Source organism: Microcoleus sp. Aus8_D2, from assembly GCF_036702665.1.
Lineage (GTDB): Bacteria > Cyanobacteriota > Cyanobacteriia > Cyanobacteriales > Microcoleaceae > Microcoleus.
Genome location: NZ_JAUBUN010000005.1, coordinates 202,046 through 227,352, shown reverse-complemented (window position 1 = coordinate 227,352; position 25,307 = coordinate 202,046). Strand labels below are relative to the sequence as shown.

At 48.6% G+C, this 25,307-nt stretch carries 20 protein-coding genes; 13 read left to right on the top strand and 7 right to left on the bottom strand.

Annotated elements, in window-relative coordinates; translation table 11 throughout:
• The first annotated feature begins 120 nt into the window (after nt 1-120).
• The 8 genes from QUB64_RS06265 to QUB64_RS06230 all read left to right on the top strand — a co-directional run bounded on the left by QUB64_RS06265 (nt 121) and on the right by QUB64_RS06230 (nt 9,813).
• Nucleotides 121-1,572, top strand: a complete 1,452-nt coding sequence (locus QUB64_RS06265) for a hypothetical protein (protein WP_333269343.1) — start codon at nt 121-123, stop codon at nt 1,570-1,572.
• A 559-nt stretch (nt 1,573-2,131) separates the two neighbouring features.
• A complete protein-coding gene (gene rimP / locus QUB64_RS06260) occupies nt 2,132-2,596 on the top strand; it encodes a ribosome maturation factor RimP (protein WP_333269344.1) in 465 nt (154 codons plus the stop codon).
• Between the two features lie 299 nt (nt 2,597-2,895).
• Entirely contained in the window at nt 2,896-4,185 is a 1,290-nt protein-coding gene (gene nusA / locus QUB64_RS06255) for a transcription termination factor NusA (protein WP_333269345.1), read from the top strand.
• A 100-nt stretch (nt 4,186-4,285) separates the two neighbouring features.
• The gene (locus QUB64_RS06250; RefSeq protein ID WP_333269346.1) at nt 4,286-4,600 is read left to right on the top strand and encodes a YlxR family protein; all 315 of its coding nucleotides are present in this window, start codon (nt 4,286-4,288) and stop codon (nt 4,598-4,600) included.
• A 381-nt stretch (nt 4,601-4,981) separates the two neighbouring features.
• Nucleotides 4,982-8,152: a translation initiation factor IF-2 gene (gene infB, locus QUB64_RS06245; RefSeq protein ID WP_333269347.1), complete on the top strand. Its 3,171-nt coding sequence runs from the start codon at nt 4,982-4,984 to the stop codon at nt 8,150-8,152.
• Nucleotides 8,153-8,262: 110 nt separating this feature from the next.
• On the top strand, nt 8,263-8,409 hold the full coding sequence (locus tag QUB64_RS06240) for a hypothetical protein (protein ID WP_333269348.1): 147 nt from the start codon (nt 8,263-8,265) through the stop codon (nt 8,407-8,409).
• Between the two features lie 200 nt (nt 8,410-8,609).
• Nucleotides 8,610-9,347: a low-complexity tail membrane protein gene (locus QUB64_RS06235; protein WP_333269349.1), complete on the top strand. Its 738-nt coding sequence runs from the start codon at nt 8,610-8,612 to the stop codon at nt 9,345-9,347.
• A 241-nt stretch (nt 9,348-9,588) separates the two neighbouring features.
• Nucleotides 9,589-9,813 carry a hypothetical protein gene (locus tag QUB64_RS06230; protein ID WP_333269350.1) on the top strand — a complete coding sequence of 75 codons (225 nt, stop codon included), beginning with the start codon at nt 9,589-9,591 and terminating at the stop codon, nt 9,811-9,813.
• A 450-nt stretch (nt 9,814-10,263) separates the two neighbouring features.
• On the opposite strand, the gene QUB64_RS06225 is transcribed toward QUB64_RS06230, so the two are convergent.
• The 4 genes from QUB64_RS06225 to ubiE form a co-directional block, all read right to left on the bottom strand.
• Nucleotides 10,264-10,839, bottom strand: a complete 576-nt coding sequence (locus QUB64_RS06225) for an alpha/beta hydrolase (RefSeq protein ID WP_333269351.1) — start codon at nt 10,837-10,839, stop codon at nt 10,264-10,266.
• A gap of 335 nt (nt 10,840-11,174) precedes the next feature.
• Nucleotides 11,175-11,483, bottom strand: coding sequence for a DUF3493 domain-containing protein (locus QUB64_RS06220; protein WP_333269352.1), 309 nt, complete (start codon nt 11,481-11,483; stop codon nt 11,175-11,177).
• A 165-nt stretch (nt 11,484-11,648) separates the two neighbouring features.
• Nucleotides 11,649-12,881: a DUF445 domain-containing protein gene (locus tag QUB64_RS06215; RefSeq protein WP_333269353.1), complete on the bottom strand. Its 1,233-nt coding sequence runs from the start codon at nt 12,879-12,881 to the stop codon at nt 11,649-11,651.
• Nucleotides 12,882-13,069: 188 nt separating this feature from the next.
• Nucleotides 13,070-13,771 (bottom strand): bifunctional demethylmenaquinone methyltransferase/2-methoxy-6-polyprenyl-1,4-benzoquinol methylase UbiE, encoded by a 702-nt coding sequence (gene ubiE / locus QUB64_RS06210; RefSeq protein WP_333269354.1) that lies wholly within the window; start codon nt 13,769-13,771, stop codon nt 13,070-13,072.
• Between the two features lie 16 nt (nt 13,772-13,787).
• Between ubiE and QUB64_RS06205 the strand changes: the two genes are divergently transcribed.
• Nucleotides 13,788-14,087: a hypothetical protein gene (locus QUB64_RS06205; protein WP_333269355.1), complete on the top strand. Its 300-nt coding sequence runs from the start codon at nt 13,788-13,790 to the stop codon at nt 14,085-14,087.
• Nucleotides 14,088-14,335: 248 nt separating this feature from the next.
• On the opposite strand, the gene QUB64_RS06200 is transcribed toward QUB64_RS06205, so the two are convergent.
• Entirely contained in the window at nt 14,336-15,280 is a 945-nt protein-coding gene (locus QUB64_RS06200) for a response regulator (protein WP_333269356.1), read from the bottom strand.
• A gap of 156 nt (nt 15,281-15,436) precedes the next feature.
• Here QUB64_RS06200 and QUB64_RS06195 point away from each other — a divergent pair, with 156 nt between their 5' ends.
• On the top strand, nt 15,437-16,531 hold the full coding sequence (locus QUB64_RS06195) for a RuBisCO accumulation factor 1 (protein ID WP_333269357.1): 1,095 nt from the start codon (nt 15,437-15,439) through the stop codon (nt 16,529-16,531).
• Between the two features lie 249 nt (nt 16,532-16,780).
• Here the strand turns inward: QUB64_RS06195 and QUB64_RS06190 are convergent, their stop codons facing one another.
• Complete coding sequence (locus QUB64_RS06190; protein WP_333269358.1) at nt 16,781-17,824, bottom strand: DUF4349 domain-containing protein; 1,044 nt, start codon at nt 17,822-17,824, stop codon at nt 16,781-16,783.
• Between the two features lie 165 nt (nt 17,825-17,989).
• Here QUB64_RS06190 and QUB64_RS06185 point away from each other — a divergent pair, with 165 nt between their 5' ends.
• The 3 genes from QUB64_RS06185 to QUB64_RS06175 all read left to right on the top strand — a co-directional run bounded on the left by QUB64_RS06185 (nt 17,990) and on the right by QUB64_RS06175 (nt 22,432).
• Entirely contained in the window at nt 17,990-20,446 is a 2,457-nt protein-coding gene (locus tag QUB64_RS06185) for an ATP-dependent helicase (protein WP_333269359.1), read from the top strand.
• A gap of 151 nt (nt 20,447-20,597) precedes the next feature.
• Entirely contained in the window at nt 20,598-21,344 is a 747-nt protein-coding gene (locus tag QUB64_RS06180) for a dienelactone hydrolase family protein (protein ID WP_333269360.1), read from the top strand.
• Nucleotides 21,345-21,532: 188 nt separating this feature from the next.
• Nucleotides 21,533-22,432, top strand: coding sequence for a S1 RNA-binding domain-containing protein (locus QUB64_RS06175; protein ID WP_333269361.1), 900 nt, complete (start codon nt 21,533-21,535; stop codon nt 22,430-22,432).
• Nucleotides 22,433-22,621: 189 nt separating this feature from the next.
• On the opposite strand, the gene QUB64_RS06170 is transcribed toward QUB64_RS06175, so the two are convergent.
• The gene (locus tag QUB64_RS06170; RefSeq protein WP_333269362.1) at nt 22,622-24,793 is read right to left on the bottom strand and encodes an ATP-binding protein; all 2,172 of its coding nucleotides are present in this window, start codon (nt 24,791-24,793) and stop codon (nt 22,622-22,624) included.
• Nucleotides 24,794-25,307: the final 514 nt, after the last annotated feature.

The window sequence follows — 25,307 nt, the reverse complement described above, 5'->3', positions numbered from 1 at the left end:
CTAGCTTGCTCGATCGCAATCCGAGTGCGACCCGACAATTAGCATGTTTAAGCTGTTGCCTTTTTTCAGCTATTACCAGTTACATTTATTGAGATCCCTCTACTTAATTAGGAACTGCCAGTGACACCAAAAATACAGCCATCTCAAAATCCCAACTCCCGCAAAGAATCACCGAAAGTACCCTGGTTCGAGCGCTTCATGGCACTGGTCGCCCTAGGAAATTTCAGCCTAGTATTATTTGACATAAGTTACGTCCCCTGGCGAGATTTCTACTTCCGGCAAGTGCCAATTATCACCCAAATATACGACCAGTTTAAAGGAATTCAACCCCACCGAGACACCCAGAAATATCTCAAGACCTTAGAAGAATTAAAAAATCAAGTAGTGCAAACAGGCTTGCCATCTCCCGAAGTAGCAGCCAAATTGCAGGAAATAAACAATCTGAGCGCGAAGATGATCGACGAAGATCCGTTTCGAGTAGCATCAAAAAGCGGCAGCCTAGAAAAAATCAAAGACCGGATGCGCGATCGCGCTCCGAATCCGCAAGACTCCGCCAAACAATCATTCAAAACATTCTGGATCCCTGACTATTTAAACAAACAAGGCTGGCAACAAGAAATCACTTGGTTTGACGCCAAAATCAAGCCGTTAATCGCCATCAACTATTACCGCACGATCGGAGAAAATGGCGAATTTACCGACAACTTCTGGCAAATCGACCTGCCATTTATTGCCATATTCGCGATCGAATTTCTAGCCCGCACCTACTTCATCAGCCGCCGCCACCGCAGTGTCAGTTGGCGAGCAGCCATGCTCTGGCGGTGGTACGACATCTTTCTGTTCCTCCCATTCTGGCGGCTGTTGCGAGTATTACCCGTCACAATTCGCATCCACCAAGCCAAAATGCCCGACCTCCAACCCATACGCACCCAAATCAGCCGGGGTTTCGTCGCCAACTTCGCCCAAGAATTGACCGAAGTAGTAGTAATTCAGCTCATCAACCAGATGCAAAAATCAATTACCACAGGCGAACTAGCCCGTCAACTATTTCAATCCCAAAAACAACGCTATCTAGATATCAACAATGTAAATGAAATAGAAGCGATCGCCACCCATCTAGTCCAAATCACCGTCTACAAAGTCCTGCCCCAACTCCAGCCAGACCTAGAAGCCCTGCTCCGCTACAATATAGAATTATTTCTCAAACAATCCCCCCTCTATCAAGGATGGAAGCAAGTACCCGGACTGGGAAACCTGCCAGCACAGCTAGCAGAGCAATTAGTTGCAGAACTCTCGAAATTAGTCACTCTCGGCCCCCAAGATGCCTACGAAGCCTTTAAAATCGCCAGCGAAGACCCCATAGGTACAAAACTCTCAAGCCAGCTAGTCCAACATTTCGGGCAAGCTTTAGGAGCCGAATTGCAACAGCAGCAAACCTGGCAAGAAATACAACTGCTGCTGTGCGACTTCCTAGAAGAGTTCAAAATTAACTACATCCAGCGGTTGAGCGAAGAAGACTTCGAGAAAATTTTAGAACAAGCCAAGGAGTTGCAACGCATAGGCCCGCGTTAAGCTAACGGATGTCGAAGCAAGAAGTCCTGCCGTCGGGCAGTCATTGGTCCTGCCGTCGGGCCGTCAGAAGCAAGATAGAATCTTTTTCCCATCGGACACTCGGACACTCGGACACTCTGTCCATCGGACACTCGGACACTCCCACTCTGTCCATCGGACACTCGGACACTCCCCCACTCCCCCCGACACTCCCCCGGTGGTTAAGGTTTGTCACTGGGCTGGCGATCGAGCTAAAATGAAAAATGAGGCACACTTCGATCGGAAGAATTCCTCAAACTTCTTGGAAGAAATTGTTTTACCTAGAAGTGGGTCAAGCCCACTTTTTTTGTTGCATTAGTCGCAGGAAAAGAGATCGGGGCGTCAGACTTGCCAGTTGAGGACTGATCCAGTAGGGATAATTCCCCCGCTTGAGCTCCCCAGCAGGGATGTTGAGTAAGTCCCAAAGTTGAAGACGAAAGTCGCAGCAACCCAATAAAACCACCTCAAAGCCAAGCAATCTCAACACCAAATTTTTCCTTGCCCGTGTCCCAGTTCAGGAGTGTTAACTTAAGTATTCGATATGACTCATCCCCTAATCCCACAAATCATTGACTTAGCTACCCCCGTTGCGGAAACACTGGGATTGGAAGTAGTGGGAGCAGTGTTTCACACCAACCAAAATCCTCCCGTCTTGCGGGTAGACATCCGCAACCTCCAGCAAGACACCGGTTTAGCCGACTGCGAGCGGATGAGCACAGCTCTCGAAGCCGAGTTAGACGCATCCGACATCATCCCCGACGCCTACGTGCTAGAGATTTCCAGTCCCGGAATATCCCGATTGCTCAGCAGCGATCGAGAATTCATTACTTTTAAAGGTTTCCCCGTCACAGTCAAAGCCACCGAACCGGACTCGCGAGTCAAAGAGTGGAAAGGACTACTTGTGGGCCGGGATGAAACAACGGTTTATCTCAATCAAAAAGGGCGACAGGTTAAAATTCCCCGCCCTCAGATTGTCAAAGTTGAACTAGACGAAGGAAAGGAGTAGTCAAGGGAAACCTTGAATTTTGAGTTTTGAGTTGTAGGGGCGGTGCCCATGTCCGCCCGAGAGATTTGAGATTGGAGATTGCCTCGCAGTAAGCTGAAAGTGCTTTGCTGCGAGTTAATTTTTAAGAATCACATCTTTAGCAACGGGTAGAACTGGAATAACAAATAAATTGTTACTGCACCCGAATTTCCAAATCCAATCTTTCTCACTCATCAATCATCACTTTTTCCCGAAAATCACCAATTACAGAGCGCCGATTATCAGTTACGTATTGTCACAGCAAAAAAGGAGTGTTTTATATGTCAATGGTTCCCCTGCCCGGCCTCAAAGAAATGGTCGAAGGTATTAGCAAAGAGCGAAATTTACCCAAACACGCCGTCCAAGCAGCCTTGCGAGAAGCCCTACTCAAAGGATACGAACGGTACCGTCGCACCCAAAAACTCGACCACTTCAGCGAAGAATACTTCGACAACTTTGATGTGGAACTCGATGCAGAACAAGAAGGTTTCCGCGTTTTAGCTAACAAAACTATTGTCGAAGAAGTTGTCAATCCCGATCACGAAATATCACTTTCCGAAGTGCAAGAAGTAGCCACGGAAGCTCAGCCAGGGAGCATCGTGCTCGTAGATGTCACACCAAATCAAAAAGAATTTGGTCGCATGGCTGCCATCCAGACCAAACAAGTTCTTGCTCAAAAATTGCGCGACCAACAGCGCAAAATGATTCAAGAAGAGTTCAAAGATTTAGAAGAAACCGTTCTGCAAGCAAGAGTGCTCAGGTTTGAGAGGCAGTCGGTAATTTTGGCAGTTACCAGCAGCTTTGGTCAGCCCGAAGTAGATGCCGAACTCCCCAAGCGCGAACAGTTGCCCAACGATAATTACCGGGCAAATGCTACATTCAAGGTTTATCTCAAAAAAGTAGGCGAAGGCTCTACTAGAGGGCCGCAGTTACTTGTTTCTAGAGCAGACGCAGGTTTGGTGGTTTACCTGTTTGCTAACGAAGTACCAGAAATAGAAGACGGGGTGGTGAGGATTGTCGCCGTAGCCAGGGAGGCAAATCCGCCCTCCCGGCACGTCGGCCCCCGGACTAAAATAGCAGTTGATACTCTCGATCGCGACGTAGACCCGGTAGGAGCCTGCATCGGAGCGCGGGGATCGCGGATTCAGGTAGTAGTCAACGAATTGCGCGGCGAAAAAATAGACGTGATCCGCTGGTCTCCAGACCCTGCCACCTATATTGCTAACGCTCTGAGTCCTGCTAGAGTAGACGAAGTGCGTTTGGTTGCCCCAGAAGGCAGACGCGCTCACATTTTGGTCGCTGAAGACCAACTGAGTCTTGCCATTGGTAAAGAAGGTCAGAACGTCCGCCTCGCAGCCCGCCTGACAGGTTGGAAAATCGATATCAAAGATATTGCTAAGTACGATCGCGACGCCGAAGACACCAAATTGGCAGCAGAAGCAAGCAGGCTCGAAGAACTAGCAGGCGATGACTACGACGAAGACGAAGCATCCGGCTACGACGGCGACGAGGAAACCGCAGAATTTGAGGAAGAGGAGGCAGCCACGGAGGAAACCCCAGCCACAGTCTAAAAACTGCGACATTCACTCACTTTTTCCCGCACGGGAGACAAGGAGGAAAAGTCCGCTATTCCCCCCTCTCCCACTCGGACACTCTCTCCTTCTCACTCCGATGAAACCGAACTACCGGTGTTGTGCAAGTTGTCGAAAAATAGCTCCTAAGGAAGCTTTTTGGCGAGTAGTCAGGCTCTATCCTTCTCATCAGGTACAATTAGATCGTGGCCTCGGTCGTTCCGCTTACCTTTGTCCGGCGAGCGAATGCCTCAAAGCAGCTCAGAAAAAAAATCGACTTGGGCGATCGCTCAAAGCACCTGTGTCTGACGAACTGTACCAAACACTTTGGCAGCGTTTAGCCACATCTAACTGTACATCTGACAGTGCCTCAACCGGGCGCCAAACCGACAATAGTTCGGCCTCGACTGTATAAACCCTCTTGGCAGCCCTACCAGTAATTATTGGTAGCGCCAGCTCTCAAACCCCAATCCGATCTGCCCACCAGTCTGGAAAGATTTGTGTCAGATTAGATAAGGGTAGGGTACTAGCAGAGGTATCCTCAAGGTGGAAAGGCAAACTTTGAAGCTAGATTTGTGGCAGTTGCCAAAATTCAGACTTCAGAGTTCCAAGTTCCCAAAAAGACTTGAGAATTCTCCAACCGCAGACTTCAGCGAGTTACATCTTTTAGATAAAATTGCTGAGCGAGTACCAAAACCCCGATTCCTGACACTGAATCAATCACAGCGAATGATGTCGTCATTAGAACAAAAAATCAAAATGTAAAAACTGGTTGGCACAAAAGAGGGCAGAGTGGATGAACAACGGCAAAGTAAGAATTTACGAATTATCACGGGAACTAAATTTGGATAATAAAGACATCTTGGCAGTTTGCGAGCGGCTCAATATTTCAGTCAAGAGCCACAGCAGCACAATTACAGAATCCGAAGCAGAACGCATTCGCAAAACGGCGGAAAAATACGTAGCCAGCCACTCTTCCTCCGGCAAGCCAGCTCCCCCCGACAGAGCAGCAGCGCCATCTAGAGAATCTGGCCCTCACCCTAACGACCAACAAAAAAAGCAGCAAATTTTAGAAATACGCAGTCCAAAAGTACGGCCGGCTGGTGCTTCCTCCCAGCCGGCGGGCAACGAGGAGAAAAAAAACCAGCCTGGGGCAACCGTGGCAACTCCTCCCAAATCGCCCGCTCAACAACTCCAGCCTCCAGCGAAACCAAATATCAATCGACCTGTACTGTCGAAACCAAATGTCGCTGGCTCGGCGGCTCCGTCAGAAACAGTGTCGGAAACTGTAGGTGCGATCGCCGAGACAGCGGAAACAACCGCCCAGGCTCAAGCACCTGCGGCACCTGCGGGACTTCAACCGCCGTCGTCCAAGGCTCCCGAACGCACCCAGCGCCCGCCGGTCGCCCCTCCAGCGCCGCCCGGGGCCAAACTCACGTCCCCGCCAGTCAGAGCAGCGTCCGAGTCGGCGACGCGCTCCCCGCAAAATCAGGGAAACAAGCCGGTACTGAAACTTGCCAGAACCGAGCAAGAGCAATCAGAACAGTCAGAAACTCTGGAAGCGCCGGCAAAACCGAGCCGCCCCAGCAGACCTGCACCGGGTGGTACCGAATCTCGCGACGCGCAAAGACCGCGCCGGGAAGGCGCTGGCGGCCCAGTCAAAACTCAACTTGCAGATCGACCCCAGCCTGGCCCGCGCCGGAGCCTGGCCCCGGCAACTTCAGCCGCCGGGCTGCGCAGCCGGGGCGGTGACACCGCACCCGCAGGAGAAGACGGAGACGATCTCGAAGAAGATACGCCGTTGCTGGAGATTCCTCTCCTCAGCAGGCCGACACTGCCTCGTCCAGCCAAAAAGACACAGGTCATTTGGGAAGAAGATGACGAGGAAAACTCAGACGCTGCCAAAGCCGCCAAAGCAGGCAAGGTCAAACGTTCTCGCCTCAAACCCATAGACGAGGATGACGATGACTTAGAAAACGGCTTGGATCTGCCAGCACCAGTCACGGTAAGCCTGTCCCTAGCCCGCCCAGCTAAAGCGAAGGGACAAGCAGCACCCAAGTCAACACCAGCTCCGGGCGCACCCGGAAACAGCGGAAAAAACAAGAGACCAGGCCCTTCTCACGATAAAAGCTCTTCTGGTTCGACCGGGGGACGCGGCAACCGGGGCAAAACAGCCGAAGCTAAGGTAGAACGTCCAGAAAAGCTGCTGCTGAGCAGACCGATGACCGTTCAAGAACTAGCAGTTACTTTGGCTGTTCCCGAAACCGAAATTATTAAGCGGCTGTTCTCTAAAGGCATTGCGGTAAACATTACCGAAACCCTGGACATTCCAGCGGTGAGAATGGTAGCCGAAGAAATGGGCGTAGAGGTAGAAACTCCCGAAAAAGTAGCCCCAGCGATCAAAGTGATCGAGATGCTGGACGAAGCAGATTTGGAATACCTCCAGCGCCGTCCGCCAGTGGTAACGATTATGGGCCACGTGGATCACGGCAAAACTACGTTGCTCGACTCGATCCGCAAAACAAAGGTGGCTCAGGGAGAAGCTGGGGGGATTACCCAGCATATCGGCGCTTACCACGTGGATGTGGTACACGAAGGCAAGAGCCAGCAGGTGGTATTTTTGGATACGCCCGGCCACGAAGCCTTTACAGCAATGCGGGCTCGGGGAACGCGGGTTACGGACATCGCCATCTTGGTGGTGGCGGCGGACGACGGTGTGCGTCCTCAGACAATTGAAGCTATCAGCCACGCGAAAGCGGCGAAAGTGCCAATTGTCGTGGCTATTAATAAAGTAGACAAAGAGGGCGCTCAGCCGGAACGGGTGAAGCAAGAGCTGACTGAGTACGGCTTGGTCGCAGATGACTGGGGCGGCGATATCACGATGGTTCCAGTCAGCGCTATTCGAGGGGAAAACCTGGATACGCTGTTGGAAATGATTCTGACAGTCGCAGAAATGGAAGACCTCAACGCTAACCCGAACCGACCTGCTAAGGGTACTGTGATTGAAGCTCACCTCGACAAGGCAAGGGGGCCTGTGGCAACTCTGCTGGTGCAAAACGGCACTCTGCGAGTGGGCGATATTGTGGTCGCAGGCTCGGCTCTGGGTAAGGTGCGGGCAATGATCGACGATCGCGGCGATCGCGTAGAGCAAGCAACTCCATCCTTCGCGGTGGAAGTGCTGGGCTTGCGGGAAGTTCCTCGCGCCGGAGACGAGTTTGATGTCTTCGCCAACGAAAAAGAAGCAGCGGCGATCGCAAGCGGAAGAGCTACATCTCAACGAGATTCCCGCCTGCTGCAAGGCGGTCGGATCAGCCTCAGCGGCTTCTCTCAACAAGCTAAGGAAGGCGTTCTTAAGGAACTAAACTTGATCTTGAAGGCAGATGTCCAAGGCTCCCTCGAAGCAATTGTCGGCGCTCTGACTCAACTTCCTCAAAAAGAAGTTCAACTCCGACTGCTGCTATCTGCTCCTGGAGAAATCACAGAAACGGATATTGACCTCGCCGCAGCTAGTAATGCTGTGATTGTCGGGTTCAATACTACTCTCGCCAGCGGCGCTCGCCAAGCGGCCGACCAAGCGGGCGTAGACGTGCGGGAATACAGCATCATCTACAACCTCTTGGATGACATTCAAGGGGCAATGGAAGGTCTGCTGGAACCCGAACTGGTGGAAGAACCCCTGGGTAAGGTGGAAGTGCGCGCTATCTTTGCGATCGGTCGCGGGGCTGTGGCTGGATGTTACGTACTCGAAGGCAAGGTCATCCGCAACTGTAAGGTGCGGGTGCGCCGGGGCAACAATGTCGTTTACGAAGGTGTCCTCGACTCCCTCAAACGGATGAAGGAAGATGCCAAGGAAGTCAATACTGGCTACGAATGCGGTATTTCCTTGAGCGGGTTTAGCGACTGGGCGGATGGCGATATTATTGAAGCCTACCGCATGGTTACTAAGCGCCGGACTCTATCTCAATAGTGTTGAGTTGTGAGTGTTGAGTTGGAAGAGAAGTTTTGAGTGAAGGCAACTAAATTGCCGATCGCTCGAAACTATTCTCTTCACTCAATACTCCCAAACTCATCTGACAGTTGACAGTTGACAGTTGGCAGTTGACAGTTGGCAGTTGGCAGTTGGCAGTTGACAGTTGGCAGTTGGCAGTTGGCAGTTGGCAGTTGGCAGTTGGCAGTTGGCAGTTGACAGTTGGCAGTTGGCAGTTGGCAGAAGGAACTTCCTAATCGTCTTTTCTCTTGCTTAAAATTCAAAATTCGCTCACTCCCATAATAATTTCTGAAACAAACCCGATTTCTGCTCGTAAGCCCTTGGTTTGACCGCTAAATATTTACTCCTCGCATCCGGTTTCTGGGTCAAGAGTGCATCCAAAAATCTCAATATTCAAAATTCAAAACACATAATTCATAACTAATAATTAATTAAAGTGCGTTCTTTTTGGTCAGAGCCTTTCTTATGGATTCACCTTTCTGGAGCCGCTGCATTGCCGATTTTCCTCGGACTGTGCTTGCTGGGACTCGCCGTGGGTTCTCCTATGCTCCCTGTCTGGTTAGAAGTGTTTTTAGTGGCTGTAGCAGGTATTGCTCCTGTGCTGTGGATGCAATGGTTCCGCCCTTTTTACATTTTTAGTATTTTAGTTGTGGCGGTGAAACCGCAGAATTTAACTTCTGTGCAGCAGCAGATGCTGACTCGGTTTAAAACTAAATTAAATCAAGGAATCGCTCTTTTTATAGCTGTTTTGCTGGCAGTAATTTTGTGGCAGCTATATCGATTTGCTCCCCTCGCTGCTGGAGTAGTTCCGTTTCCTCCTTCCTGGCGCTGGGCTGGATTGTTGTTGGCAGCTTCGGCTTTTTTAGCTAGCAATTTGTTTTTGCAGGTGTCTGCTAGTGTTGTGGCGGTTTTGCTGACGCCGGAATCAGAATTTGCAGCGACAAAGCCTCATGTTTTAGAAAAAATTAGGCAGGATTTTACGATCGCACCTTGGGAAGTCGATCGACTTTTGCCGGATGAGGCGGGCGAGACAACTGTCACTCAGGCTGCACCCGCAGAGTCAATCCCACCAGCAGAAGGGATAAGGAATTCGTCAGCCAGCAGTATTTTCAACCCAGAACCTGCGGACACCAACGGCGCTACATCCCTACCCCAACAGTCGCTCGAAAAGTGAAATAAAAAATTAAGATGGACTGAATTGTAGTTTAAGCTACTTTACTTGGGACAGATGTATGCAGTCAAAAAAATAGGTAATGCCCCTGCTCTGATTGAGATTATTAATAGTCTTAATATTTAATTTTAAATCGCAGGTTGTGGATATTTTATATTGGCTATTGGGAGAGAAGAATCTATAATAGAGAGTGTCAAGGTAAGCTTTCAATCCTTACAGGGGATTAAAACAGAGGTATAACAATATGGCGAATTATCTACCGATCGCACAAGAACCTCGCACCGCAGAGCCGATCGAGCTGTGCGAAGATTCTGAAATCTGGGGCAGTCTCAAATCCGCGATCGGCGCAAGTTCAGGATTTCAACGCTGGCAGCTAGAACTCAATTTTGAGAATCAGCAGCAAAATGCCACCATCGACCAGCAGGTTCGCTCCTATCTGCGGGAAACTTTAGAAACTTTGGCTTACTGAGCGTAGCAAGACCAGAGATTGTAATGGTTTGTGAATTTTCAAGGCAAATTTAGCAGGCATCCCCTCCAATATGCTAAGTGAGTGCCGAAAGTAAGTGCAGAGCGCAACTTCGGGCATCAAATTGCAGGGGACACTATTTTTGCTTACTGAATGGGGATTAATTCCCGCATCCGGCGTTGCACGCCCTCTCAGAAAAATCCCGCTCAAATTAGCCTGAAACCCACGATAAAAAGCGACTGCCGCTACTATCTAGTGATGTGCGTGTTGCCGAAACTCTTGATAATAGGAGGGAGGTAAAAAAAATTAACAGTGCGGTGGTGGCGGTACATCAAACTGGTATTAAAATCCGGCAAATTTTGCACAAATAAAATGTGACTCCGCTGTAATTTATGCAGGTTCAGAAACATTGTGCGATCGATCGCACAAATCAACCGCTGCTGACAAAATTTCCTACAGTCTAGGCAGGCGAATCTTGTTCAAAATATCTTGCAGCCGTTCTGAAGCGCCACCAAATTGTTCAGACAGAGCTACAAGTTTGCCGTAAGCTTCAACTAAGCGATCGCCCTCAACATTAACCTCTGGAGCAGGATAATTCTTCATCGTTTCCAGTAGCGTAATCTCGTTATCATTAGTTGCCGACAGCACCAAGGCCTCGCGCAAAGCTTCTCGATTTGCTTTCCCAGAAGGAGTGCGAATTACCTGACCCACTTCATCGAGAATTATTTCCCCAACTTTACTGTTGAGCGTCCGATCCAACAAGCTTTGACTGACTTTCACCGGTCTCATCAGACTGCGGCGAACCGTTTCCGGTTCTTTTTTTGCCTTTCCCAGCAGCATTTCTAACCCGGGCGACATTTTCCCAGTTTCTGCAAAAATTTCTAATTCGCTGACTGGTAAAGTCATTCGGATCGCACTGTATTTGAGCACTACCTTCTCGGCCGCCGCCGCCGCGCTGCTGTAAAATACGATTCCCGCACCTGCGGCTAAAAATAACGTCCACCGCCCTTTGCAAAATGACTTGCCCATGGTAAAATCTCCCAACATCTTTTTCTACTTTGACTTTGACATATTTCTCGATTTCTCGCCCATAGCACAAAGCCGAACACCAGCTCTTCTATAAGTGAAGGCTGGCGATCGGCTTAAATTTATTTAATATGTTTAGGGTCTTTATGAAAGCTGACCCCAATTGAACGAGTTAGAAGCGGTTTATGATTAGGGTCTTTAAATTTGCTGACCCCAATTGAACCCACCTTCATATAATGACAGGGATCGATCGCAAACCAGGGTTTCGTAATAATTTCTTTATATTTATAACTTTTCCTTGCTTCAGATATCTTTTTGTGTAGATTTGTAAAGCTTTGTTACTTCGACTTGGGCGATCGGGCTTTGGCGCGCTGCTCCCAGCGAAACAGGAACACCATCAAAGCCACGACTCCGACTTGCAGGGCAAAATTGGGCAAAGCAGTGCCAATTTCTCGGCCCGAGGCAATTTTAGCGAGGAAAACTACGCCGCCGATCAAGCCCGAAGCGCCGCAAGCTACGTAAACAAACTGTCGCAGAGGCCGGTAGGGAGTGGCCATTTCTGCGGTTAAACGCTCGTATTGTTGGCGGCTGAGGTTGCGGGGGTTTTTTGGGAGTAAAGTGCGATCGTCCGAATTTGGAAGTGGCATAGATTTAGAGAATAGGTGAATTAGGGAACTTGACAAAAAGATCGGTTTGTGAACTAAATCGTCTGGGTCGCCAAATAATGCCCAGAAACCGGATTTTTGGTACTATGTGTGTCAGAGAGAGTGAATATTATGCTACAACAAATATCTGACAACTGCCAAAATAAATCATCGCTGAATCAACATCACAACTGTCTGCAAACAGCCGACCAAAACGCCCAAAATGCCTCCTAAATTGACAATTCCCTGCAACTCGCTTTTGACAATTCCCTGAATTGCTAACTCCAACTCTTCGGGAGAAGTACCTTTTACTCGATCGACAATCACCTGGTCGATATTCAAAATCGGGATAGCCTGAGCTACAATATTTTCTAAATCCCGCTCCAGATAACGATCTAACACCAAAGCCAGTTCTTTGCTAACAATTTCTAGGGAAGCGCTCATCACCGCTGAAGTTTGCAATCGATTGAGAATCAACCGCGAAATATTTTCCCAGTCAATAGATTTGCTCAACCCGTCAAGTACCTCGGTACCGCGCTGTTGAACGTAGCTGCGAACGCTGTCGCGCATAGTTTTTCGCAACTGTCTCACCGTCGAAACCGGTAAGTTTTGCATCGACAAATTTTGCAGCCATTCTTGAAGGCGCCCGCGAATTCCCAAAGAAACAGTTAATTCTGCTAACCGCTGATTTGTGACTTGTCTGTCATCCAGACAAAAAGTCCGCAGCCGAGTTAAAGTGTTGCGCAAACCAAACAAATTTGCTACTACCCAATAAGTGCCGCTGGTTTTTTCTCGAAACCCTTCATCGATGATCGAAATATTGCGATCGGTCAAAAAGTCAATCAGAGCCTGTCGCAGCACTTCCGGCGGTATTACTACCTGCAACAGCCAATCAGCCAACTGGCCCGCTTGAGCTTCTGTTAACTGAATTTCCAGCAAAACTTGGTCAAAAATTTGATTGAGCTGAGCTTCTAAAAAATCTTCCCGGCGCGCCAAAACTTTGAGAATTCGGGGCACAGATTCCCCCAGCAAGTCTCGCAGAATGTTAGCAAGAATTTTAGCCGTTTTTTGCTCTGTGTCTGCTTTTACCTGATCCAGAGCCAACTGCAACAACCAGAGAATTACCGACTGCATCCGCTCGGTTTGGAGGAGGCGTCGCGCCAAATTTTGCAGTTCTTCTGGTGTCAGCAGCGAACCCATAATTGTGTCGGAAATGCGCTTGGCCAAGCGCTCTTGGTTGCGGGGGATCAAGCCGGGAGTGAAAGGCAACTTCCGCCCTTTGATGTAAATCGCTCGATAGGGGCGAAACAGCATTTTGATAGCTATATCGTTAGTGAAATAGCCAATAATTCCTCCCACTACAGGCGGGGCTAACAACAGCCAAATGTCAGACGGATTCATCAATAATTGGGGAATTGGGAATTGGGAATGGGCACTCGCAGGGCATTGGGCATTGGGCATTGGGCATTGGGTAATGGGGTAATGGGTAATAGTTAGTGGTTACTTGTTAGTGATTTTTCTAATAACCAATTCCCAATTCCCAATTCCCAATTCCCAATTCCCAATTCCCAATTCCCAATGACTAATGACTAATGACTAATGACCAATACTCCCATCATAGCTCCGGCAATGGGATAGTGGGTGGCGGTGGCAAATCCGGCTTGGCGGGCGATCGCGACTTGCTGCTCGCCGATCGGGAATTTTTCTAAACTAGGATTAATGTAGGCATATTCTTGAGTCATGCCAAATTGCTGAGCGATCGGCACTACGAGAGTATCTAGATAAAACTGCTGAAAGCTCCGCATGACTGAATTGCTGGGGCGGTGGAGGTCGAGAATCGCGGCTTTTGCGCCCGGTTTGAGGACGCGGTGCAATTCCTGAAGACTGCGGGGGATGTCCGTAACGTTACGCAAGCCGTAACCCATGGTGGCGCAGTCGAAGTAATTGTCGGCAAAAGGCAAGTTTAGGGCGTCAGCTTCTACCCAGGTAATGGGACTTGCAGGGGTGAGAAAAGGTCGATCGCGCTTAGCTGCAACGGCCAATTGTTCGGCAGAAAAATCGACTCCAAATACACAACCGGTAGGCCCTGCTTGTTTTGCCAGCAACAATGCTATATCTCCGCTGCCGCAGCACAAATCTAAACAAGTATTTCCCGGGCCCGCACCGCTCCATTTCACTGCCATTTGCTTCCAAATCCGGTGCTGCCCAAAGCTCAACCAGTCATTCATTTGGTTGTAAACTGGTGCAATTCGATTAAATATAGTTTTAATTTCTTCTGAGTTATTAGTCATTAGTAATTAATTGGGCATGGGGCATTGGGCATTGGGCATTGGGCATGGGGCATTGGGCATGGGGCATTGGGCATGGGGCATGGGGCATGGGGCATGGGGCATCTTGCCCGCTCGCGAAGTCGAAGGGTGGGCATGGGGCATTGGGCATTGGGCATGGGGCATTGGGCATGGGGCATTGGGCATGGGGCATTGGGCATGGGGCATGGGGCATGGGGCATCTTGCCCGCTCGCGAAGTCGAAGGGTGGGCATGGGCCCGCGCAGGGCAGTGGGGCATTGGGGCATTGGTCATTGGTCATTAGTCATTGGTCATTTTAGCCGCTCGCGAAGCCGAAGGCTGGTCATTGGTCATTAGTCATTACTTACCAGGCAAAAATTATTAATCCGTCGATTCATGTCATTCTGTCGCCAGTCGTTAATGCTTTTTTATTTATTAGCGATCGGTTATCTTTTGTCTTGAATCATTGATTGGCGATTATTTTCAACTCAAGACATATAGCTGACTAATGACTAATGACTAATGACTAATGACTACTGACTAATGACTACTGACTACTGACTAATGACTAATCACCCTGAAAACTCGTCAGTACCAAAGCAACTTGTTGAGCGGCGAGGTGAACTGTTGTGAGTTCGTCGGGGCGCAGGGAACAAGGTTGGTTCCACTGGATGGACATCAGGGCGATCGATCGACCTTTGTGAATCACCGGAACAGCCAAGTGAGCTTGAATGCCCGATTTTTGGTAGTGTGGCAGACTCGCTAGGGCTGCGTCGCTGGCAATATTCACAGCACCCTGAATAGCTTGAGAGGAGATCGCCTCTACAACCAGAGGGTCATCGGCCAGCCAATTTTCCACAGTTTTACCGCTGGTATGAGTGCCTTGGGCCGGCATTAAAACGTTTCCTTCCACCAGTTGCAAAATGCAAGTATCAGCCAAAAAATTATCGCTCACAGCATTAGTAATTGGGTCTAAAGTTGCTTCCAAACTCGGATAATCTACAGCCGTTTGCATGATGGTTGCTAACAGTTGTATTTGATTTTGGGCGCGGTGCAATTCCTCAGTCCGCTGCTTGAGAACTTCATAAGTCTCAGCCGCCTTTTGCACCACCATTTTTAATTCGTTCGGGTCCCAAGGCTTGGTGATATACTTGTAAACCTGTCCGGAGTTAATCGCATCTACCAAGTCTTCAATATCCGTAAAACCAGTCAAGATAATTCTGACCGTATTCGGAAACTGGGGCACAGTTTTGCTGAGAAACTCAGTTCCCTTCATTTCTGGCATTCGCTGATCGGAAATGATGACGGCGACTTCGCCCTCTATGCCGAGGACTTCCAAGGCACGAATCCCGCTCTCAGCTTTGAGCACGTTAAAATCTCGTCGGAAAGTGCGGTAGAGTAAATCCAGATTATCTGGTTCATCGTCTACTACCAGCATTTTTGGTTTTTTCGGGCGGTGTAGGGTCATGAGCTGGCTTTTAATTTGATCGAGCTCTGGAATGGCATTATCCATAACAATACGATAAACTCCCCTTTGTAAATTTAGGCGAGCAACTATTCTGTAACAATAGTCTCATAACTCCCTTACTATCAATCTATCGCTCTGCCGCGACACGAGCCTTGCTGGTATCCAATTACACATAACTCAACGCTGGTTTTTGATTCAACTATGACTGATACACCGCAAGATTCCTCCCCTACTGCACCTGCACCCTCGCCTAATACTGTGGATGTCGAAAAGTTAATTCGATCGCTCCGCCGCAAGGAAGGCACCTGGGTAGAGTGGGGACAAGCCTGCACGGCGCTGCTGCAAGCTGGCTGCAACTCCCAGCAGATTTTTGAACAAACTGGTTTTGAGCCTATTCAGCAAAATCAGGTCAGCGTGGCAGCCCAAGTTTACACCAGCATGGTCAATGCTGGGGCCTCGGAAGAAGTTCGATCGCACTTTCTGCGCAAAGGTAGTGATATTTTATACGAGTTTCGGATACTCTCGCAAGCAGAGCGGGCCGGAGCGGCAGCTTTGATGCTGGCCCACAATTTGGATGTTGACGATGCCCGCCAAGTTGCTAAAGCGATGAAAGAGTTTTCGCACTTCGGGAGTCTGCCGCAGGGATTCACAGACACTCCCGGGGATGCTGTAGCTTATCAGTGCTGGCAATTGGCGAGACAGAAAAGCGATTTGCAAGAGCGATCGCGCTTAATTGCTCGCGGTTTAAAATTAGCTAGCAGCCAAACCGCTAGGGCGCAAATCGAGCAGTTGCTGGTCGATTTTACCGTCGTTCCGAGGCGGGAAGCTCCCCGCTTACCAGTTTACAGGCTCGATACCGAGGAACAACTGCCCCGGATTGTGCCGGTTGTAGGCAAACTGCCGCTTTCTACGTCAGATTTGCTAGCAGTGCCTTTGCCGGAGGAAATAGAACCGTTCCGGATGGTAAAATTTTCCGGAGCCGGAGCTTGGGTGGCGATTCCGGGATGGCAGGTAATTTTGAACGCGGAAGATCCGGTGGCAGTTTTGGATATGAGCGATCGACTGCCGGTACCGCTGCAAGGTAAAGTTGAAGAAGTTTTGATTATTGCCGATCGCGCCCAAAGACAGTGGGATGCTGAGAGTTATTTCCTCGCCGATAACGCTGGCAATTTAGAAATGCACTGGTTTGAAACATCTCCGCAGTTGTCGGTGTTGGGGCGAGTTGTTTTGGTGATGCGTCCCAAGAAGATTGTGGATGAAGATTATACCAAAGATGGATGGCAAATTGATGATTAGTCAAGAGTCATTAGTCATTAGTCATTAGTAGGGTGCGTCGCGAGGGAAAATTCCTAAACAAAGATCGACAATCTCATCGCGACGCACCTTATGCCATTTTCGATTTGCAATTGGGAATGATATCACGTGCGATCGATCTAAAATTGGTTCGTAGTGCGTCCTGGGGTCCGCAGCCCAGCAAGCGGACACCAGGACGCACTACGAACAGTTGTCAGTAGGCTACGACATCTAATGACTAATGACTACTGACTAATTTGCAGCAGGCGGTTTCGGTTCTTGAATTTTCGGAACAGAATGCTGTTTCTTAAATCGAATAAAACCGTAAGTTGCAGCCCCAATTACTAGGAAATAAGGACTGTAAGCCAACAGCCAAATAGCCAAAGCAAACAAACCGAGCGTTAATTCGCCCACAGAATGAGTGGCTTTTCCCCAAGTTTCCTGCATCCGCAAGCCGAGAGAAGGTTCGGGTTCTTGCTGGGCAGAAACTGCTGCTTCTAGGGTTAAGCTAATGGTAGAATAGGCTACTTGATTGCGCAAACTTTTTAACTGAGCGTCGATGCGCTCGATCGACTCCCGAATATTGCTCAACTCTTGAGAAGCCTTGAGTACGTCGCCAACAGAGCCGGAGCGCTCCATAATTTTTAACACAACTTCCTCGGATTTGCGGAGGTTGCGCAGCCTCGCCTCGCTGTCAACTAATTGCTCGCTAACATCCTCAGCCGTAAGACCTCGGTTTTCCACACTTCCAAGTTTTGCTAAAGCATCTAAAGTAGTTTCTAACTTTTCTTGAGGGACGCGAATCTGCACGGTTGCGGTTTGGCGTACACTAGAATCCGGCGGCTTTTGGTTTTGGAAAGCCAAGATATCGCCTCGCTGTTTTTTCACAATATCGGTAACAGATTTAGTGCTGCTGTCAATAGATTTGACAACTACACTGAGTTCGGCTTTTTTAATCAGTTGGGGAGCAGTTGCTGGAGTTTCTGCGGCTGGTTTTTTTGCGGTGTCAGCAGCAACTTTTGAGGCTGCGCCTGGGGGTGTGCTTACAGGTGCGGGTGCGGATTGGGGAGCAGATGCGGCAATTTGGTTTTCAGCACTGCGGGGTGAAGCAAAGCCGCGCGTGGAGCCAGGGGCGGGAGCTCCTCCGCTGGTGCTTCCCGGTGGTGGGGCTCCGCAGCTTGGTAAAGCAATCGCGGAAGATATAGTTAATAATGCTACCACCGCAAATCGAATTTTGCTGTTGGTGGCTGGGTTTGTCTGGTGTGGCTCAAAATTGGTTTTGAGGTAAGTTTTCATTGGGGCTTTTTCCTGTAAAAAGGTTTGGGTATTGAATTTTATGCTGGTTTTAATTTAAGCTCGGATAGATAGCGTTAGTTGAGTCGATACCAAAATGGAAACGGTAGAGGTTAATTTTTTTTTATTTTTAACCGCAGATGAACGCAGATAAACGCGGATGGAATCATGACTGATGAATTTGATACTGATTTTAGTCGATCGACTGCCTCCGTCGATCGCCCGAAGAGCACTTTCTCGGAGTTAGAGCCAGCCGCCCTTTTGGCTGCTGCTTGCGGTAAAATTCGCGACAGCTTGCGTAAGGGCCAGCACGAGATGGCAGATTGGGCGGGCGGGCCCCTTGCGGTTTCGGCGGTTCCAGGGGCCGGGAAGTCTACAGGAATGGCTGCTGCGTCCGCAATTGCGATCGCCCGCAACCGACTGCACAACCGCCGCCAGTTAATTGTGGTGACGTTTACGCGATCGGCTGCTGCTAATATTAAAGCTAAAATTCGGGAAAGATTGGCACAATTGTCTTTATCCCAAGGCGGTTTTGCCGTGCACACTTTGCACGGTTTAGCCTTGAATATTGCGATGCGCCATCCCGATTTGTCAGGTTTAAATCTCGAAAATTCGACCTTAGTCACTCCCACTCAAAGTCACCGCTTAATTCGCACTTGTGTAGAACTTTGGATCGCGGAAAATCCGCGCAGATATCAAGTTTTGTTAGAAGGACAGCAATTTGATGGAGAAGAAACGGAGAGATTGCGGCGCCAATCGGTTTTGAGGACGGAGATTTTGCCACAGTTAGCTAAAACTGTGATTCACGAGGCAAAATCTTCGGGTTTGTCGCCCGAACAGTTGTTAGAAATGAGCGCCCTTGATTCGGGAGACGGTTATGAAATTTTAGCGGTAGCTGGCGGTTTATATCAAAAATATCAAGCTTTGTTGAGGAGTCGGGAATTTATCGATTATGACGAGATGATTTTAGGAGCTTTGCGGGTGCTAGACAATCCAGCGGCGAAGGCGATCGAGCAAAAGCAAGTATTTGCCGTCTTTGAGGACGAAGCCCAGGATTCTACACCTTTGCAGACTAAGCTTTTGAAAATATTAGCTAGCGAAACCGACAGTCCTAACTCACTTGAAAATTTTATCAGAGTTGGCGACCCAAATCAAGCGATTAATTCAACTTTCACTCCCGCCGATCCGATTTATTTTCGGAAATTTTGCGAAGATTGCCAAATTGAAAATAAGTTAGCAACAATGGACGGCGCAGGCCGCAGCACTCAGGTGATAATCGATGCAGCTAACTTTATGTTGCAATGGGTAAATAGCTCGGAATTAGCAGGAACCGAACAGCCTTTTCGCGACCAAACTATTAAACCTGTCCCCAGCGATGACCCGCAAAAAAATGCCAATCCAGCTCCCATCGGTCGCGGCTTAGAATTGCATACTCCCCGCGACATTTACCATACAGTAGAGTTAATTGGTAAGCGGGTAATTGAGTTAGTCGAGGAATTTTTACCTGCGGATTTTGAATGGGGAAGTCAGGCTCAAAATATTGAATCCGGTGGAGAATCGAAGGATGAAGAAAATCGCCCCAAATTGCCCTTAGAAAATCTAAAATCGATGGCAGTTTTGGTGCGGGAAAACAAACAAGGCAAATTTATCAAAGAAGTCCTCGAAAATCCGCAAAAACACGGATTGAGCTGTGATTTGCGCAAATACGGGATTAAAATTGAGGATGTCGGGGAACGAGACAGACATTCTCAGGTTCCTTGGGAAATTTTAACACTGCTGCAATTTCTCGATCGCCCACACTCACCAGACTACCTGAAAGCAGCGTTAAAGATTTTGAGCGATCGGCAACTCATCCCCAAACAAGACTACAATACCTTTGCCACCAGCCCCGAACAATTCCTGTACCCAGGCCCGCTAGACCCCCAGCAGTCAGAACCAGTTCGCAAATGCCGTTATTTTTGCTGCGGTTTGCTGCAAGCACGCTTAGAACTGCCACCATACCAAATTATCTCATTTTTAGCCTTAGCGCTGCAATACGACCAAACAGAATTAGCCACTGCGGACAAATTAGCAGAACGAGTAGCAATCCAAACCGCCGGCAACAATTCAATGAGTAATATTTTGGGAGTGCTGAGCGAAATTGTGAGTTCCGAAAGATTTGAACCTGTAGATGCAGACGACAAAATAGAAGAACGCTACACCAGCAAAGGTCAACTCACAATTATTACCATGCACAAAGCCAAAGGCTTAGATTGGGATTGCGTATTTTTGCCATTTTTGCACGACCAAACCATACCGGGAAGTTTACGAGTTTTGCCACAAACTAGATTTCTAGGAGATTTCACTTTAGCCGAGGTAGCCAGAGCACAAATTCGAGCGAGTTTGCACGAAAAATATCCATTACCAAATCTGGGAGAAGCGTGGGAACAAGCAGGTTATTTGAAAACAGCAGAAGAGTTCCGCTTGCTTTACGTAGCCATGACGCGAGCCAAAAGTTTGCTGTGGATGGCGGCGGCGAAGAAAGGGCCTTTTACTTGGAACAAGCCGGAGAATTTGCAAGAGCAAAAACCTTGTCCGGTGATGCCTGTTTTGAAACAGCATTTTCCGGGGAATGTGATGTTGTAAAATAGATTTGTGAAACGAACCGCGAAGAAAGGTTCGTAGTGCGGACTTCAGTCCGCAGCTTGAGAGCGGACTGAAGTCCGCACTACGAACCGTTTTTGTTATGGTCAATCTATCGGACATGATATGAAATATAATTGTACTAAAACTAACTATGACCAACCCAGAAATTCGCACAGCTAACGTCACAATTCCCAACGGAGATTTGCAAATCGCCGCTTACCTAGCCCAACCCGCCGGCGCAGGACAATTTCCCGCAGTTATCGTGATTCAAGAAATTTTTGGTGTCAACGCACACATCCGCGATGTTACTGACAGAATAGCAAAGGAAGGATATGTGGCGATCGCCCCAGCCATCTACCAACGTCAAGCCCCCGGCTTTGAAACCGGCTACACGCCCGAATCCATCAAAATCGGCAGAGAATACAAAGAACAAACTACCGCATCCCAACTCCTCAGCGACATCCAAGCCGCCATCGATTACCTCAAAACCTTACCATCCGTCAAAGCGCAAGGTTTTGGCTGCATCGGTTTCTGCTTTGGCGGACACGTCGCCTACCTCGCCGCTACTTTGCCCGAAATCAAGGCTACAGCCTCGTTCTACGGCGCCGGTATCGCCACTCTCACCCCCGGAGGCGGATCTGGGACGATCGCCCGCACAGCAGACATTAAAGGCACTCTCTACGCCTTTTTTGGCACTCAAGACGCCAGCATTCCCAAAGAACAAGTTGACCAAATCGCCGCAGAATTGGAAAAACACAGAATTCCCCACCAAATTTTCGGTTACAATGCCGACCATGGCTTCTTCTGCGACCATCGCGGCAGTTACAACGCTACCGCAGCAGCCGAATCGTGGGTGCAGGTGAAGCAGCTATTTCAACACGAACTTCAACCAACTTAGAGAGTGGAAGAGGCGTAGAGGGGGAGAGTGGGAGAGTGGGAGAGTGGGGGAACATCTTCCTTCAACATATGACAACTGTCAACTGACAACTAACAACTGACAACTGACAAATAAACTGTCAACTGTCAACTAACAACTGACAACTGACAACTGACAACTGACAACTGACAACTGACAAATAAACTGACATGAATTCCAAATCTACAGGTTCTCAAAGCGCAAAACCATCCTTTTCAATGGATGATTTTGCTAAAGCCCTCGAACAGCACAATTATGAGTTCCAGAAGGGACAAGTAGTGCGCGGCAAAGTGTTCGAGTACGACTCAAATGGCGCGTATGTTGATATCGGCGGCAAGTCTTCGGCTTTTTTGCCGATCGAAGAAGCTGCTTTGAGAACCGTAACGGATTTGTCGCAAGTGGTTCCGCTAGACGAGGAACGGGAATTTTTAATTATCCGCGAACAAGATGCAGACGGTCAAGTTACTCTGTCTCTGAAACAGTTACAAATTCAGCAAGCTTGGGAAGATTTGGTTGCTTTGCAGGAAACTGGTAAAGTGCTTCAGGTGCGGGTTTCTGGGGCGAATAAGGGCGGCGTGACGGTGGATGTTGAGGGGATGCGCGGTTTTATTCCCCGATCGCACTTAGCCCAACGCGATAACATAGAATCGCTGATCGGTCAATCTTTGACCGTGAATTTCTTGGAAGTCGATCGCGAACGAGAAAAACTCGTGCTTTCCCAGCGGATGGCGACTCAATCGAATGCCTTCACTCAGTTACAAATCGGTCAGTTAGTTGAAGGAAAAGTCAGCAGCATCAAGCCTTTTGGCGTGTTTGTGGACTTGGAAGGAGTTAGCGGTTTGCTACACATCAAGCAAGTCAGCCAAAAATATATTGAGAACCTCGGACAAGTTTTTGCCCCTGGCCAACCCCTGAAAGCCGTGGTGCTTGACCTCGATCAAAGTCGCGGCCGGATTTCGCTTTCTACTCGGGTACTCGAAAATTATCCAGGGGAAATGGTGGAGAAAATGGCGGATGTCATGGATACCGCAGAAGAGCGATCGGAACGTGCTCGAAAAACTCTTTCTTAGACCTTGACAATTTTACTCGTTTACTCGTTTTCACGCAATTCTGGAAACGAGTAAACGAGGGAAAAATGGGTTATATAAGTTCGTAGTGAGGACAAAGCGTCCTTCTCCCAGGTTCGATCGTTCGGACTTCAGTCCTGATAATTTCGGGGATTTAGGAATATTCGCCTTTACTACAAACCATCATTTTCATTAAACAGTTTTAGCCGCCGTCGAACTTGTTTCAGTCTCCACCTGTGCTTCCACCAGCCAAGCATTTTCCATATCTAATGATTGTTTGTGCTGATAAACTGGTAAGTCAAACCAGAAAGTGGTGCCCACATTAACTTCGCTAACTAAATTAATTTTAGTGTGGTGCTTGTCAATAATGTTTCTGACAATCGAAAGACCTAATCCCGTGCCTTCTAGAGTGTGGACTCGGTTTTCTACCCGGAAAAAGCGATCGAAAATTGCCTGCTGATCTTCGGGATCTATGCCAATCCCAGTATCAGAAATTTCGATCCGCACCACCGGAAAATGGCTGGTATTTGGTGGAAATTTGTGGGTTCCGGATGCGCCGTCTTTGCGTGGATGAGCATCCGACTCTAGCAAATAGGCTCGAATTGCCACCTTACCGCCGGACTCCGTAAATTTTAAGGCATTTCCTACTAAATTTGCAAATACTTGCAGCAGCAAATCGTAATGACCTAATGCAGGCGGCAAACAGGGGTCAACTTCTTGCTCTAATTCGATGCCTTTATCCTTGGCATTCAACTGATAAGTCCGCAGGGTTTGTTCCACTGCTTGTGGGAGGTCAACCGCGTCTAATTGATAAATTCGGCAGGATTCTAGGCGCGATAAGTCTAATACATCGTTGACTAAACGGGTGAGGCGATCGGTTTCTCGATTGGCAATTTCTAGGAATTCCCGGCGTTCGCTTTCTAGAAGGTCTTCTCCGTATTCGTGGAGAGTCTCGATAAAAGATTTGATATTAAATAAAGGGGTTCTCAATTCGTGAGAAACATTGCTGATAAAATTACTTTTAGCCTCATTTAGTTCTACTTCGCGAGTGATGTCCTGCACTGTCATTGCAATGCCTTTGAGACTTTCTCGATACTGTTCAGAACCTTGATGCTTTGAGGTTTGCTCGTAGAAAGTACACTCGATCGCGATCGGGCGTTGCGACTCGGTGCAGGTATCTTCCTCGTCGCGCACGCAGCTTTTGCACAGAGGTTCGGCGCCCGGGGCTTTGTGGAGAATTACGGTGGTTAGCAGAATCCGAATTGTACGGTTGACAGGTTCGCTCAGAGTAATGCGAAATTCGCCTCCTTCGCGATCGCCCGCAGCTATTTCGTGCAGGGGTCTTGCCAACTCGCGCTGCACTTCGGCTGGTAAAATATTTACGACGTTAATGCCGATCGCATTTTTACCTTCCCATCCAAAAATTCGTCGCCCAGTCGGATTAACTAAAATCACCTGCAAATTTGCATCCAGCAAAAGTGCACCATCAGCAATTGTGGAAACTAAAGTTTCTAACTTCGCTTTTTCCGCTGTCAACTCTTCAATATTTTGTTCTTCATAACTTTCTAATTTCTCGGCCATCTCGTTAAAACTGCCAATCAACTCGCCCAATTCTCCCCCTAAAGGCAGGTCAACTCGCTGCTTAAAATTCCCGCCCGCGATATTTTTGACCCCAAATACTAATTGTTTGATCGGGTGAGTAATTGTCAGCGCATTAAATACAGCGCCCAAAATCACCATCACCCAAATGGTGACAAATACTGCTAAAGTGACATCCCTGGTTAGATTTGAAGAGATAACTGCTGCGGGATTGGGGTTAATGCCGATCGCCAGCACCCCCAAATATTTGTCTTCGTGAATTAGCGGCACAAATACGTCAGTAACTTCTCCGTCTGGCGTCAAATGCTGCCGCACCAAAGGTAAAGAAGTTAAATTTCTCGCCTCAATGTCGGCGATAAAATTATCCGGGAGTTTAATTTGGCGGCGCAGTGTCAGGGAAGTGCGCACCTCCGATTCCGAGAAGGGTATCCCCAGGAAAATATCCCCTGCATCGTCGGCGTACAGCATATAGCGGACGCTGGAGGTGCTGCTGTAAAATTGGCGGGAAAAACGGGCCACTTCGGAGCGATCGTTGTTCGCAATCAGTGGCGCCACATTTGCCGCTAACAGCAGGCCGAGGTCGCGGCCGTAGCGAGTATCGTTAAGTCGGGCGTCTAGCTGAATAGTATTCACAGCCCAGAATGTCAGGCCGCTCATAATTAACGACACTACGAGAGTAGCACCGGCCATGAGGCGAGTCTGGAGGGTAAAATCCGACCACCAGCGGGCAATAATTTCTCCGATTTTGTTTAGTATGGCCAGCATTTGAGCAGTTCACCAGTTAAATATTAAAAGCAAGATTAAGTAGAAGTCATTAGTCATTGGTCCTGCCGTCATTGGTCCTGCCGTCGGGCCGTCATTGGGCATTGGCCTGCGCAGGTCATTGGTCAAACAGGTCATTGGCCTGCGCAGGTCATTGGTCAAACAGGTCATTGGTCCTGCCGTCATTGGTCATCAGGAAGAAGGAAGAAGGAAGAAGGAAAAATATCTACACAGAAATTTTTTTAGCGCTCCGTATTTTACGTTTAATTAGGTAGATTTGCTTAATATAGTTTTTGGTCGATCGAATTTTATGCTGCGACTTGTCCGCTACCGCCACCGCAGATGTGCCAAACTTCATTGTCGCACTTCTACCTTAAAATTGCTCTGCTTTTGGGCGGCCAAAACCTGTATCCTCCGGGGCTTTAATTCTACCTTCTGCCTGCGGGATCTCTGGTATCCCCAGCATCTCCAGCTTTCCGATAGCAGCGGCCTGCTGGCCGCAATTCCTAATTTCGAT